Here is a 12431-nt window from a genome sequence, read left to right as displayed (position 1 = left end):
CGAATGCGGTGTGTCAGTCGACAACACAATTGACTGACACACCGCATTCGCGAGCAAGCCCGCTCCCACATTGGTTTTGAGCTGCTGTTGAAATCAACGGTAAGCAGTGGCAATGCCTTTGCGTTCTTCAATGCACTCCGGTGCACCCATCTCGAATTCGCGACAGATCAGCGGGCGTTTCTCATAGATCGTGCACATCATGCTGTCGCGATCCAGCGCCGCGCACCAGCCGTCGTCCAGACGCAGCATCACTTCACCACCCCACTCATCAGTATCGATAAAGCGTTCGGGCACGCCGGTGTCGGTGATCAGCATCACTTCGAGCTGGCAACAGCACGCTGCGCAGGTCGAACAGGTGACCGCTGGCTCGGTGATTTGCTGGTGGGGAATGGTTTTCATGCTGCGCAGTGTAAGGCAGCCGCCGGTTGCTGTGTGAAAGGCCTGACAGACGCTCAGTGGGCCAGCCGCCGAGCCATGGCATGCAGCAGCGGAAACAGCAGCGCCCACAGCAGGCCGATGCCGATCAGGGTCGGCACTTCACCGTAAGGAAATTGCACGCCGGCCAGCTGTCCGCCGCCGTAATAGGACACGGCGCCGCCCACTGCACCGAGTCCGCTGGCCAGCCACCACGGGCGGGCGCTCCATTGCAGACAGTGACGCAACGTGGTCGCGAGCAAGGCCCAGAGCAGCATCAGCCACAGCGGAATCAGTGGCGACAGATCCTGAAATTCGAACACGCCGGCAGCGCGCAACAGACTGTCTACGGCTGTACCGACAAGCACCACGCTGAGGATCAAACGGCCTTCCGCCGCCCAACTGCTGATCCAGCCCAGATGAATCACCAACACCGCCAGCGCCAGCAGCAGCCACAGACTGTCGCCGCCGATGACACAGGCCAGCCAGCCGACCTGGAACAGCACGGCATTGGTAAGCCGCTCAAGCATCGAAGCGTCCGAGCAACGGCGCCGGCATCGCGGCCGGTTTGGCCAGCAGCAGTTGCGCGGTGCCGATGGTGCGCTCCAGAAACCCGCCCTCGCAGTAGCACAGGTAAAACTCCCACAGTCGCAGGAAGTAATCGTCGTAACCCAACTCGCTCAAACGGCCATGGGCGCGGCGAAAGTTTTCGTGCCACAGGCGCAGGGTGCGGGCGTAGTGCAGGCCGAAATCTTCCATGTGCAGCAGGTTCATATCGGTCTCGCGGCTGACCACTTCGAGCATCTTCTGCACGCAGGGCAGGGCGCCGCCGGGGAAGATGTAGCGCTGGATGAAGTCGACGCCGCGCTTGGCCTGCTCGTAGCGCTGCTCGCGGATGGTGATCGCCTGCAACAGCATCAGGCCGTTGCTCTTGAGCAGGTGCGCGCATTGCTTGAAATAGGTGGGCAGGAAGCGGTGACCGACCGCTTCGATCATCTCGATCGACACCAGTTTGTCGTATTCGCCGGTGAGGTCGCGGTAGTCGGTGAGCAGCAGCGTTACCCGATCCTGCAACCCCAGTGCTTCAATGCGCCTGGCGGTAAACGCGTACTGCTCTTTCGACAGCGTCGTGGTGGTGACACGGCAGCCGTATTGCTGCGCGGCGTACAGCGCCATGCTGCCCCAACCGGTGCCGATCTCCAGCAGGTGATCTTCGGGTTTGAGCGCGAGCTTCTGGCAGATCCGTTCCAGCTTGTTCAACTGAGCCTGTTCCAGGCTGTCGTCGGGGCTGAGGAACTGCGCCGCCGAATACATCATGGTCGGGTCGAGAAACTGTTCGAACAGGTCGTTGCCGAGGTCATAGTGCGCCGCGATGTTTTTCTGCGACCCCTTGCGCGTGTTGCGGTTGAGCCAGTGCAGGCCTTGCACCAGCGGCCGGCTGAGGCGGGCCAGACCGCGCTCCATGGCGTCGAGCACGTCGAGGTTGCTGACGAACACGCGCACGACCGCCGTCAGGTCCGGTGAACTCCAGTAACCGTGGATAAACGCTTCGCCGGCACCAATCGATCCGTTGCCGGCGACCATGCCCCACACCGCTGCATCCTGCACATGGATTTCGCCGAGCAGGTGGCTGCCCGGTGTGCCGAACATCAGGCGTTCGCCATCCTCGACCACCAGCAATTGCCCGTGTTTGAGCTGACTGAGTTGCCGCAAAACGCCGCGACGCAGCAGCGAACCGGTCAAACCGTTGGTGCTGAAGCGACTGACCGACAGGCTAGAGGATTTCATGGTGGTGCTCCTTGGGAGGCACAGTGGCGATCTGAAAGCTGCCGTCGGCAGCCTGATGAGCAAAAATCGGAGCACGCTTGAGCAACAGGCGCACGGCTTGCCAGTAAATCGCCAGACAGGTTTTCGCGGTCATCCACGGAAAACGTCGCAAGTAGCGGTGCAGGCTGTGGCGGTCGAGGGGTTCGCGCTGCAGATTGAGCGTGGCGTCGAACAGCTTGTGCTCACCCTGCCAGTCGGCCATGTGCACGCCGAGATTTTGCGCAGCCGGGCTGAAGCTCATGCGGTACTCGAGGTCACGCGGCAAAAACGGCGAGACATGAAAGGCCTTGGCCACGGCGAAGTGCTGGTGAAAGTCTTGCAGGTCGGTCGGTGTGCGGGCCGGCAGCACGTAGTGATAACGCTCGCACCACGGCGTGTTGGTGACTTCGCAGAGAATCGCCGCCAGTTGCCCGTCGGCCTCGTGGCAATAAAAGAAACTCACCGGATTGAACGCCAGACCCCAACTGCGCGGTTGGGTCAGCAGGCAGATCGAACCCTGCGGTTGATGGCCGATGGCGACGCCGACTTGCTGGCGCACCGCATCGATCAGGCGCATGCCGCTGCCGGTGAAGGTTTTCAGGTAGTCGGTTTCGCGAAACGAAAACGCTGCTAAGCGGCTGCGACTGGCAAACGGCGACAGTTCGAACACGGCGTCCTGTTCCGCCAGATCGAGGTACAACAGACCGATCCGGTAACGGAATTCGTGGCGTCTGGGCGAAAAGCGCCGATGGCCAATCCAGCCGCTGTACAGGGCGCTGTTCATAAGCTTTCCCCGAACGCGGCGGCCACGCGCAACGCGCTGACCACGCCGTCCTCATGAAAGCCGTTGGCCCAGTAGGCGCCGCAATAATGGGTGTGCTGCTGACCGTCGAGTTCGGCCCAGCGGTTTTGCGCCGCTACCGCCGCGAGGCTGAATTGCGGGTGGGCGTAGGTGTATTTGGCGAGCACCTTGAACGGGCTGATCCCGGCGCTCTGATTGAGGCTGACGCAGAACGTGGTGTCGCTCTGAATACCCTGCAGGATGTTCATGTCGTAAGTGACGGCCGCGTGGGTATGGCCGGCGCCGCTCAAGCGATAATTCCAGCTGGCCCACGCCAGTTTGCGGGTCGGCAGCAGACGGGTATCGGTATGCAGCACAACTTCGTTATCGGCATAGGGCAGGGCGCCGAGGATCGAGCGTTCCGCCTGGCTTGGCGTGCCAAGCAATTGCAGAGCCTGGTCGCTGTGGCAGGCAAGCACGACTTTGTCGAAACGCTCGATGCCGGCCGGGCTGTGGATAACCACGCCGTGTTCATCGCGATCGATGCGCGTCACCGGGCAACTGAGGCGGATCTTGTCCTGGAACGCTGCGGTCAGTGGCGCGACATAGGCACTGGAGCCGCCCTCGATCACCTGCCATTGCGGGCGATCACTGACTGACAGCAGGCCATGATTCTTGAAGAAGCGCACAAAGAATTGCAGCGGGAAATTGAGCATCTCGGCCATCGGCATCGACCAGATCGCCGAGCCCATCGGCACGATGTAATGCAGGATGAAACGTTCGCCATAACCGCCAGCCTTGAGGTAATCGTCGAGCGTGGTATCGGCGGCAATGCGTTGTTCGGCGAGGTCGCGCTGGGCTTCTTTATTGAAACGCAGAATGTCGCGCAACATGCCCCAGAATCCCGGGGACAGCAGGTTGCTGCGCTGGGCGAAGAGGCTGTTGAGGTTGTTGCCGTTGTATTCCAGACCGGTGTCCGGGTCGGTGACCGAGAAGCTCATTTCCGTCGGTTTGAACGACACGCCGATCTGGCCAAGCAATCGAATGAAGTTCGGATAGGTCCAGTCGTTGAACACGATGAACCCAGTGTCCACGGCGTATTCGCGGCCATCGACGGTCACCTGCACGGTATGCGTGTGACCGCCGACCCAGTCGCTGGCCTCGAACACCATGATGTCGTGTCGGCGATTGAGCAGGTGGGCGCAGGTCAGGCCGGCGATTCCGCTGCCGACAATGGCAATCTTCATATCGGGTCCCGCAGCGGTGGGTTGCTGCGCACCATGCGCTTGCCGATCGCCAGTTGCAGGCGCGCCGGCAGCTTCGACAGTGGCCACAGCGCCGCCATGAACAGTGCCGGAAAGGCGATCTCCAGCGGACGATCCTTGAGCTTGGCGAAGATGTGCCGCGCCGCTTTATCCACAGGCCAGCTCAACGGCATCGGGAAGTCGTTCTTGGCGGTCAGCGGGGTTTCGACAAAACCCGGGCTGATGATGGTGACATCGATGCCCTCGACGGCCAGGTCGATCCGCAGCGATTCGAACAGATAGCGCAGCCCTGCTTTCGACGCGCCGTAGGCTTCGGCTCGGGGCAGCGGCAGGTAGGTCACGGAACTGGCCATGCCGATCAGATGCGGCGCGGTGCCTTTGCGCAGCAACGGCAGGGCTGCTTCGATGCAGTAGCTGCTGGCGAGCAGGTTGGTGCGCACCACGTGTTCGATGATCGAGGCATCGAACTGTCGCGCATCGACGTACTCGCAGGTGCCGGCATTGAGAATCACGCTGTCCAGCGAGCCCCAGGCCTGTTCGATCTGCTGGCCGATTTCGCGCACGGTCTGACTGTTGGTCAGGTCGCCGGCCACCACCAGCACTTGCCCCGGGTAGCGTTGCGACAGCACTTTGAGCGGTGCCACCTGACGCGAGCTTACAGCCAGATGCGCGCCGCTTTTCAGAATGTCTTCAGCCAGTGCTGCGCCGATGCCACTGCTGGCACCGGTCAGCCAATAACGCCGTGGAGGTGTACGACTCATCCCATTCTCCTTTTCAACCAGGCGATCACCCGGCCCAATACGGGTAAATGTTCATACAGCATGGCCCCGGCATCGAAATAATCCCGGTGGCGATAAACCTTGTCCCGCCACAGCAGGTGCGAACACCCGGCGACGCGAATCAATTGACCACCGGCCAGACGCGGGTGGCGGTAACTCATGACCCAGCGCAGGTAACCTTCACCGTCAGCGATCTGGTCGAAGCCGTGGAAATCGAAGCGCAGCTCGCTGACGTTGGCGTACAGCTCGCTGAAGTAATGGCGCAGTTGCACCAGCCCCTGCACTTCATGCAGCGGGTCGGTGAAGTGAATGTCATCGCTGTACAGCTCGCCCAGACGTTGCAAGTTGTCTTTGTTCAACTCGGCGAACTGGCGGGCGAAGCGGCGCAGGAATTCACTCATGAACTTCTTCCATAGACGAGCGCGACGGCAGGTTCTTGAACGCCGCCAGCGCGCGTTCGCGCGAAGCCCCGAGATTGACGATCGGCGCCGGATAATCCGCCACGCCGAACAGTCCGCCGGCGCTGGCCGGGTTGTGTACTTCCTTCTTGTTCAGGCCGGCCAGTTCAGGCAGCCAGTGCTTGATGAACAGGCCTTCGCTGTCGAATTTTTCCGATTGACTCAGCGGATTGAAGATGCGGAAGTACGGCGCCGAATCGGTGCCGGTCGAAGAACTCCATTGCCAGCCACCGTTGTTCGCCGCCAGATCGCCGTCGATCAGGTGGCGCATGAAAAAGCGCTCGCCTTCACGCCAGTCGATCAGCAGATTCTTGGTCAGGAACATCGCCACAATCATCCGCAGACGGTTGTGCATCCAGCCGATTTCCAGCAGTTGGCGCATGGCCGCATCGATGATCGGCAAACCGGTGCGCGCCTCTTGCCAGGCCGCCAGATCATCCGGCGCATCACGCCAGGCCAGGGCTTCGGTTTCCGGGCGAAATGCGCGGTGGCGCGAAACCCGTGGGTAGCCCACCAGAATGTGTTTGTAGAACTCGCGCCACAGCAGCTCGTTGATCCAGGTCACCGCGCCGACCTTGCCGCTGTCGAACTCGCCCTGATTGCTTTGCAAGGCCGCATGCAGGCATTGGCGCGGCGAAATCACCCCGGCGGCGAGGTACGCGGAAAGTTGACTGGTGCCGGGTTTGGCCGGGAAGTCGCGTTCGCTCTGGTAGTAGTCAATCTGCGCGTCGGCGAAGGTGTCGAGACGGCGCCGGGCTTCCTGTTCGCCGGCCGGCCACAGTGTGCGCAAAGACTCGCTCGGCGTTGCAAAACCGGCGACGGATGCCGGCACCGGATCGCTGTCGATGTTCAGCTTTGCCTGTTTGCCGGGCGTCTTGACCAGCGCCGGCATCGAGCGGTGCAGGCGTTCATAGCAGACCTTGCGGAACTGGCTGAACACCTGAAAGTAGGTTTCGGTTTTGGTCAGTACCGTGCCGGGCTTGAACAGCAGTTGGTCAAGGTAGCTGTGGAAAGCGATGCCTTTGGTCTTCAGGGCCACCGCCACCGCGGCGTCGCGCTGGCTTTCGTGGATGCCATATTCTTCGTTGACGTGCACAGCTTGAATATTCAATTGCACACAAAGTTCGAGCAGCACCGCCGGGGCCTGATCCCAATGATTGGCGGTGCGCAGCAGCAACGGGATGTTCAGCTCGCCGAGGCGACTGCTCAGCTCACGCAGGTTGCGCAGCCAGAAGTCGACCTTGCACGCGGCGTCGTCATGTTCCAGCCATTGCTGCGGGCTCAGCAGATACACGGCAACCGTCGGACCGCGCGCTGCGGCGGCCGCGAGGGCGGTGTTGTCATGTTGGCGCAAGTCGCTGCGCAGCCAGATCAATTGCATGGCGGTTTCCATTAAATCAGCCCACGCTGAACCAGTTCCTGATGTGCCGAGAGCGGGTCTTCGGCCAGGATCAGATCAGCGATCTCAGGGGTTCTTACGGACAACTCGGTCTGGTGGATGCATACCGTTGGTCCGACGAGCATTTTTGCAGTGCCGATGCCATTCAGCAGTTTTGGCAGCTGCGCCAGATTCATCGCCTTGCTGGAATACAGCAGCACTCCCCGCGCTTGCAGATGATCGACCGCGAGCGCCAGTTCTCCGGCCGGTAGCGGCCAGTCGAACACTTGCACTGGGCAGTCGGCACTGCTGATCAGCCACGCGCATAGCCACAGGTGAGGTTCCAGTGCCAGGTCCGAGTGATTGATCAGCAGCAACGGCGCAGCGTGTAATTGCCGATTGTTATGGTAGATGCGCGCGCCGAATTTGCTGCGTAACCAGGAATAAAAGAACACCCGTTCCATCTGTGCGCCGAACTGGCCTTGCCAGCGCTGCTCGAGTTCGGCCAGCAGCGGCAGGAGCAATTGCTCGCACAGGGTGCGTGGCGGGTACAGGGCCATGGCCTGGTTGATGCTGTCGTCGAGGTTGCGCTCATTGAGCTGGATGACGGCGCCGAGCAAGGACTGGCGCTGCCGTTGCCAGTCGTTTTCCACCGTCTCGGTAAAGGCTTGCGGAGCATCGAGCAACGGTTTGACCTGACTGACAGCCACGCCTCGATTAAGCCAGGTCAGGATGGTCAGGATTCGTTGCACATGTTCGCTGGAATACAGGCGATGGCCCTTGGGCGTGCGCTGCGGCACGATCAACCCGTAACGGCGCTCCCAGGCGCGCAGGGTGATGGCGTTGACCCCGGTCTGCCGCGCCACTTCGCGGATCGGCAGCCAGCCCTCGTCGAGGGCTTTCTTGAAGTCGGCGCCGAGGTCTTCCTGGGCGCTGGTGTCGAGTTTGTCGTTCATCAAATGGCGTTTCGCAGGCTGAGGTTTTCCGGATGCGGCTGCAAGTAAACCTGCCGCGCAATGTACGGATCCGGGTGTTGGCGAAAGTGGTGTTTGAGCAGAGTCAATGGCACCACCAGCGGCACGATGCCGTGGCGGTACTGACCGATGACATGCTGCATTTCCTGTTTGTCTTCCGGGCTGATCGCCTGTTTCAGGTAGCCGCTGATGTGTTGCAGCACGTTGCTGTGCGTGCGGCGGGTAGCGCATTTCTTCAACGCGCTCATCAACTCGCTGAAATAGCGCGGGCCGAGTTCGACCGGATCGGTCTTGGCCATGTTGCCCAGCAGTTTGCCCAAGGCTTTGTATTGCTCAGGGTTGTGTGCCATCAGCAGGTATTTGTAGCGTGAGTGGAATTCGGTCAGTGCGCGGCGGCTCAAGCCTTGTTCGAGCACCTGCTGCCAGGCGCTGTAGGCGAGCACGCGGGTGATGAAGTTTTCCCGCAACACCGGATCGTTCAGGCGTCCGGCTTCTTCCACCGGCAGGTCAGGGTGCTGCGCACAGAACGCCTGAGCGTAGATGCCACGGCCGCCGCCGTTCACCGGCGCGCCGTTGGCGTGATAGACCTTGACCCGCTCCAGACCGCACGAAGGCGACTGCTGCATGAAGATATAGCCGCAGATGTCATTGAGCTCGCCGGCCATTTTCTGCCCGTAGGCTGCCAGTGGTTCGGTGACATTGATTTGCGGATTGACCGTACCGATAGCTTCAGGAGCATCGGGATCGCCAACCAGGCGGATCGGTTCGCGCGGGATGCCCAGGCCAATCGCGACTTCCGGACATACCGGCACGAATTCGAAATACTCGGCAAGGGTGCGGCTGCACAACCGCGATTCCTTGTGCCCGCCGTTGTAGCGCACTTCGGCGCCCATCAGGCAGGCGCTGATGGCGATTTTTGGCCGGGAAGCAGAAAGATCGGACATGCACACCTCGAATCTATTCCTGTACAGATATTTATCTCTGTACAACTTTTCCTCAGCATAGATTCATGCGTGTACAAGTCAACTCATTTGTATAAGTTTTTCCAGGTTTACCACGATCGACTGTGGGAGGCAGCATTGATGTTGAATGATGCGACGCCATCGCGAGCAGGCTCACTCCTACAGGATCTTTATTGCCAGCCCAGTAACCAGTTATCGTTGTTCTTCAACGTCTGCCAATCGAGGCGTTCGGCGCGCTTGGTCAGCACCGCCTGCAACTCAATCTCCAGCACCGTGCCTTCCTCATCCCGGAACAGTTCGGTGACCAGAAAATGTTTTTCGCGGTTTTGCGGGTGGGCTGCTGTCCACTTCGACAGCAGCAATTTTTGCGGATTGATGCGATTCATTGCAGGTGTTCGTGCAAGCGGCGTGCAGCTTCCTGGCCACTGAGCCAGGCCCCTTCGACACGCCCCGACAGGCACCAGTCGCCGCAGGCGTACAAGCCCAGATCGGCGTCGGCCAGCGTGCCCCATTCGTGGCCGGTCGCAGGGCGTGCGTAGAGCCAGCGGTGGGCGAGGCTGAAAGTCGGAGCGGGCATCGCGCTGTGCAGCAGTTCGGCGAATGCGCCGTGCAGTTGCTCGATGACCGCTTCCTTGGACAGGTCGATGTGTTGCCGACTCCAGGCGCTGCTGGCGTGCAGCACCCAGGTGTCGCACGTGGTATCGCGCCCCGGTTTACTGCGGTTGCGTGCCAGCCAGTCGATGGGGCTGTCCTGCACGAAGCAACCTTCGATCGGCGTATCCAGTGGCGTATCGAAGGCGAGGGCGACGGCCCAGGTCGGGTCCATTTTTACCCCGGTGGCCGCACCGGCCAGTTTCGGTGCCGCAGCCAGCAACGCCGTGGCTTGCGGCGCTGGCGTCGCAATCACCACGTGACTGAAGGGACCGTGGGTGAAGCCTTCGGCGTCCTGCAGGTGCCAGTGTTCTTCACCGCGAAAGACTTCGGTGATGCGGCAGGCGAAGTGCACTTCCAGACCGTCGAGCAAACCCCGGGTGATCGCGCTCATGCGTGGCGTGCCGACCCAGCGCGTCTGTTCGTCCGGCGACAGATTCAGTTGCCCGCCCTGAAAGGTGTAGAGCTGCGGCGTCCACTCGGCGACCCAGCCCAAGCTCTGCCAGCGTTGCACCTCGGTGACGAAACGCCGGTCGCGGGCGGTGAAGTATTGCGCGCCCATGTCCAGCGAACCGGCGTCGCTGCGTTTGCTCGACATGCGTCCGCCACTGCCGCGGCTTTTGTCGAAGAGCTGGACGGTGTGTCCGGCCTCTGTCAGCGCCTGCGCGGCGGAGAGTCCGGCGATGCCGGTGCCGATGATTGCGATAGGTACAGTCATAGGGGCCTCGTTTACCTTTCTGTACAGACTACGCCGTCAATGAAACCTGTACAATTTTGTTTTTTGGTATAACTTCTAGCGTTCTCGTTCTGACAGCTTGGCCTATGGTTAAACAATAGAGCCTGCCCGATAGAAATGATCCCTGCTTATAAAAATAGACTAGTGATCCGGGTAAAACGCCACGCGAGGAAGAAGTCATGCGCATATTGCTGACCGGCGGTACTGGTTTGATAGGCCGTCAGCTCTGCCGACACTGGTCGGGGCAGGGCCATCAATTGACGGTGTGGAGTCGACGCCCGGAAAAGGTCGCGAAAATCTGTGGCGCGCAGGTGCGTGCAATTGCGCGTCTCGAAGACTTCGGCAACGAGCCGCTGGACGCGGTGGTCAACCTGGCCGGTGCACCGATCGCGGATCGGCCATGGACCCATCGGCGCAAGGCGTTGCTGTGGAGCAGCCGCATCACGCTCACCGAAACCCTGCTGGCCTGGCTGGAAACACGGCAGCAGAAACCGGCGTTGTTGATCTCCGGTTCTGCTGTCGGCTGGTACGGCGACGGCGGTGAACGCGAGCTAACCGAAGAGTCGCCGCCAGTGATCGACGATTTTGCCAGTCAGTTGTGCATTGCCTGGGAGGAAACCGCCCAGCGTGCCGAAGGTCAGGGCATCCGCGTGGTGCTGGTGCGAACCGGGCTGGTGCTGTCGGCCGAGGGCGGCTTTTTGTCGCGGCTGTTGCTGCCATTCAAACTCGGGCTCGGCGGGCCGCTGGGCAATGGTCGGCAGTGGATGCCGTGGATTCACATCGATGATCAAATCGCCCTGATTGATTTTCTTCTGCACCGCGATCAGGCGAGCGGTCCTTATAATGCGTGCGCACCGAAACCGGTGCGCAATCGCGAGTTTGCCAAGACGCTGGGCAGCGTGCTGCACCGTCCGGCGTTCATGCCGATGCCGGCCCTGGCGCTGAAGGTCGGGCTTGGCGAAATGTCATTGCTGTTGCTGGGTGGCCAACGGGCCGTGCCGGCACGCTTGCTGGAAGCGGGTTTCACTTTCCAGTTCACGGATTTGCGCGCGGCTTTGGATGATCTCTCCGGCCGCCTTTGAAATAGGACGATGCATGACCGATCACGCCTTGCTTCTGGTCAACCTGGGTTCCCCGGCCTCCACCTCGGTGGCCGATGTACGCAGCTACCTCAATCAATTTCTGATGGACCCGTATGTGATCGACCTGCCGTGGCCGGTGCGGCGGCTGCTGGTGTCGCTGATCCTGATCAAGCGCCCTGAGCAATCGGCCCATGCCTACGCTTCGATCTGGTGGGAGGAGGGCTCGCCGCTGGTGGTGCTCAGCCGTCGTCTGCAGCAGCAGATGACCACCCAGTGGACCCACGGCCCGGTGGAACTGGCCATGCGTTACGGCGAGCCGTCGATTGAAACCAGGTTGCTGCAACTGGTGGCGGCGGGGCACAAGCGCATCACGCTGGCACCGCTTTATCCACAGTTCGCTGACAGCACCACGACCACGGTGATCGAAGAAGCCAAGCGGGTGATTCGCGAGAAGAAGCTCGATGTAAAACTCTCGGTGCTGCAACCGTTTTACGATCAGCCTGAGTACATCGACGCGCTGGTCGCCAGCGCTACCCCGCATTTGCAGCAGGACTACGATCACTTGCTGTTGAGCTTCCATGGCTTGCCGGAGCGGCACCTGACCAAGCTCGATCCGACTGGCAATCACTGCTTGAAAAACGCGGATTGCTGCAAGAACGCTTCGCCGGCCGTGCTGGCCACCTGTTACCGCGCCCAGTGCATGCGCACCGCCGCAGAGTTCGCCAAGCGCGCGGGCATTGCCGATGGCAAATGGTCGGTGTCGTTTCAGTCGCGTCTGGGGCGGGCGAAGTGGATCGAACCCTACACTGAAGCGCGGCTGGACGAGCTGGCGCAAAGCGGGGTGAAGAAGATTCTGGTGATGTGCCCGGCGTTTGTCGCCGATTGCATCGAGACGCTGGAAGAGATCGGTGATCGCGGCAAGGAACAGTTCCGCGAAGCGGGGGGCGAGGAGTTGGTGCTGGTGCCGTGCCTGAATGACGACCCGCAATGGGCGAAGGCGTTGGCAACCCTGTGTGAACGAGCGCCGCTGGCGCTTTAAAGCCAAAAGCTTCGCGAGCAAGCCCGCTCCCACATTTGATCTACGGTGCGCTGAAGATCAAATGTGGGAGCGGGCTTGCTCGCGAAAGCTATCTGTCAGACAACAA

At 61.0% G+C, this 12431-nt stretch carries 14 protein-coding genes; 2 read left to right on the top strand and 12 right to left on the bottom strand.

The features are described 5' to 3' along the window. Nucleotides 1–93: 93 nt before the first annotated feature. The 12 genes from QMX91_RS23090 to QMX91_RS23035 all read right to left on the bottom strand — a co-directional run bounded on the left by QMX91_RS23090 (nt 94) and on the right by QMX91_RS23035 (nt 10186). Nucleotides 94–399, bottom strand: coding sequence for a YkgJ family cysteine cluster protein (locus QMX91_RS23090; RefSeq protein WP_007967664.1), 306 nt, complete (start codon nt 397–399; stop codon nt 94–96). A 53-nt stretch (nt 400–452) separates the two neighbouring features. Beyond that, entirely contained in the window at nt 453–944 is a 492-nt protein-coding gene (locus QMX91_RS23085; RefSeq protein WP_282413439.1) for a DUF2878 domain-containing protein, read from the bottom strand. Beyond that, nucleotides 937–2202 carry a cyclopropane-fatty-acyl-phospholipid synthase family protein gene (locus QMX91_RS23080; RefSeq protein WP_134787320.1) on the bottom strand — a complete coding sequence of 422 codons (1266 nt, stop codon included), beginning with the start codon at nt 2200–2202 and terminating at the stop codon, nt 937–939. Before QMX91_RS23080 ends, QMX91_RS23085 begins: the two co-directional genes overlap by 8 nt. Beyond that, nucleotides 2189–3004 (bottom strand): DUF1365 domain-containing protein, encoded by an 816-nt coding sequence (locus QMX91_RS23075; RefSeq protein ID WP_282413438.1) that lies wholly within the window; start codon nt 3002–3004, stop codon nt 2189–2191. Before QMX91_RS23075 ends, QMX91_RS23080 begins: the two co-directional genes overlap by 14 nt. Then, nucleotides 3001–4248, bottom strand: coding sequence for an FAD-dependent oxidoreductase (locus QMX91_RS23070; protein WP_134787318.1), 1248 nt, complete (start codon nt 4246–4248; stop codon nt 3001–3003). The genes QMX91_RS23075 and QMX91_RS23070 overlap by 4 nt, the downstream gene beginning before the upstream one ends. After that, the gene (locus QMX91_RS23065; RefSeq protein WP_095136816.1) at nt 4245–5027 is read right to left on the bottom strand and encodes an SDR family NAD(P)-dependent oxidoreductase; all 783 of its coding nucleotides are present in this window, start codon (nt 5025–5027) and stop codon (nt 4245–4247) included. Before QMX91_RS23065 ends, QMX91_RS23070 begins: the two co-directional genes overlap by 4 nt. After that, nucleotides 5024–5446, bottom strand: a complete 423-nt coding sequence (locus tag QMX91_RS23060) for a nuclear transport factor 2 family protein (RefSeq protein WP_027612224.1) — start codon at nt 5444–5446, stop codon at nt 5024–5026. The genes QMX91_RS23065 and QMX91_RS23060 overlap by 4 nt, the downstream gene beginning before the upstream one ends. Next, nucleotides 5439–6884: a deoxyribodipyrimidine photo-lyase gene (phrB, locus tag QMX91_RS23055; RefSeq protein WP_282413437.1), complete on the bottom strand. Its 1446-nt coding sequence runs from the start codon at nt 6882–6884 to the stop codon at nt 5439–5441. The genes QMX91_RS23060 and phrB overlap by 8 nt, the downstream gene beginning before the upstream one ends. Nucleotides 6885–6895: 11 nt before the next feature. After that, nucleotides 6896–7837 (bottom strand): MerR family transcriptional regulator, encoded by a 942-nt coding sequence (locus QMX91_RS23050; RefSeq protein ID WP_096797277.1) that lies wholly within the window; start codon nt 7835–7837, stop codon nt 6896–6898. Continuing rightward, the gene (locus QMX91_RS23045; protein WP_027612221.1) at nt 7837–8799 is read right to left on the bottom strand and encodes a DUF523 and DUF1722 domain-containing protein; all 963 of its coding nucleotides are present in this window, start codon (nt 8797–8799) and stop codon (nt 7837–7839) included. Before QMX91_RS23045 ends, QMX91_RS23050 begins: the two co-directional genes overlap by 1 nt. Nucleotides 8800–8987: 188 nt before the next feature. Beyond that, nucleotides 8988–9203, bottom strand: coding sequence for a TIGR02450 family Trp-rich protein (locus QMX91_RS23040; RefSeq protein ID WP_282413436.1), 216 nt, complete (start codon nt 9201–9203; stop codon nt 8988–8990). Further along, nucleotides 9200–10186 (bottom strand): NAD(P)/FAD-dependent oxidoreductase, encoded by a 987-nt coding sequence (locus QMX91_RS23035; RefSeq protein WP_098965568.1) that lies wholly within the window; start codon nt 10184–10186, stop codon nt 9200–9202. Before QMX91_RS23035 ends, QMX91_RS23040 begins: the two co-directional genes overlap by 4 nt. Before the next feature lie 197 nt (nt 10187–10383). Between QMX91_RS23035 and QMX91_RS23030 the strand changes: the two genes are divergently transcribed. Together QMX91_RS23030 and hemH are read left to right on the top strand one after the other, a co-directional pair. Next, nucleotides 10384–11286, top strand: coding sequence for a TIGR01777 family oxidoreductase (locus tag QMX91_RS23030; RefSeq protein WP_098965566.1), 903 nt, complete (start codon nt 10384–10386; stop codon nt 11284–11286). Nucleotides 11287–11299: 13 nt separating this feature from the next. Next, nucleotides 11300–12325: a ferrochelatase gene (gene hemH, locus QMX91_RS23025; protein WP_098965564.1), complete on the top strand. Its 1026-nt coding sequence runs from the start codon at nt 11300–11302 to the stop codon at nt 12323–12325. Nucleotides 12326–12431: the final 106 nt, after the last annotated feature.

It is taken from the genome of Pseudomonas sp. PS01299, assembly GCF_029960145.1.
Lineage (GTDB): Bacteria > Pseudomonadota > Gammaproteobacteria > Pseudomonadales > Pseudomonadaceae > Aquipseudomonas > Aquipseudomonas putida_A.
This window is presented reverse-complemented; position numbering and strand designations above follow the sequence as displayed.

What these genes read in the sequence shown, in the direction of transcription:
- QMX91_RS23090 (WP_007967664.1), bottom strand. Translation starts at nt 399, where the DNA reads ATGAAAACCATTCCCCACCAGCAAATCACCGAGCCAGCGGTCACCTGT.
- QMX91_RS23085 (WP_282413439.1), bottom strand. Translation starts at nt 944, where the DNA reads ATGCTTGAGCGGCTTACCAATGCCGTGCTGTTCCAGGTCGGCTGGCTG.
- QMX91_RS23080 (WP_134787320.1), bottom strand. Translation starts at nt 2,202, where the DNA reads ATGAAATCCTCTAGCCTGTCGGTCAGTCGCTTCAGCACCAACGGTTTG.
- QMX91_RS23075 (WP_282413438.1), bottom strand. Translation starts at nt 3,004, where the DNA reads ATGAACAGCGCCCTGTACAGCGGCTGGATTGGCCATCGGCGCTTTTCG.
- QMX91_RS23070 (WP_134787318.1), bottom strand. Translation starts at nt 4,248, where the DNA reads ATGAAGATTGCCATTGTCGGCAGCGGAATCGCCGGCCTGACCTGCGCC.
- QMX91_RS23065 (WP_095136816.1), bottom strand. Translation starts at nt 5,027, where the DNA reads ATGAGTCGTACACCTCCACGGCGTTATTGGCTGACCGGTGCCAGCAGT.
- QMX91_RS23060 (WP_027612224.1), bottom strand. Translation starts at nt 5,446, where the DNA reads ATGAGTGAATTCCTGCGCCGCTTCGCCCGCCAGTTCGCCGAGTTGAAC.
- phrB (WP_282413437.1), bottom strand. Translation starts at nt 6,884, where the DNA reads ATGCAATTGATCTGGCTGCGCAGCGACTTGCGCCAACATGACAACACC.
- QMX91_RS23050 (WP_096797277.1), bottom strand. Translation starts at nt 7,837, where the DNA reads ATGAACGACAAACTCGACACCAGCGCCCAGGAAGACCTCGGCGCCGAC.
- QMX91_RS23045 (WP_027612221.1), bottom strand. Translation starts at nt 8,799, where the DNA reads ATGTCCGATCTTTCTGCTTCCCGGCCAAAAATCGCCATCAGCGCCTGC.
- QMX91_RS23040 (WP_282413436.1), bottom strand. Translation starts at nt 9,203, where the DNA reads ATGAATCGCATCAATCCGCAAAAATTGCTGCTGTCGAAGTGGACAGCA.
- QMX91_RS23035 (WP_098965568.1), bottom strand. Translation starts at nt 10,186, where the DNA reads ATGACTGTACCTATCGCAATCATCGGCACCGGCATCGCCGGACTCTCC.
- QMX91_RS23030 (WP_098965566.1), top strand. Translation starts at nt 10,384, where the DNA reads ATGCGCATATTGCTGACCGGCGGTACTGGTTTGATAGGCCGTCAGCTC.
- hemH (WP_098965564.1), top strand. Translation starts at nt 11,300, where the DNA reads ATGACCGATCACGCCTTGCTTCTGGTCAACCTGGGTTCCCCGGCCTCC.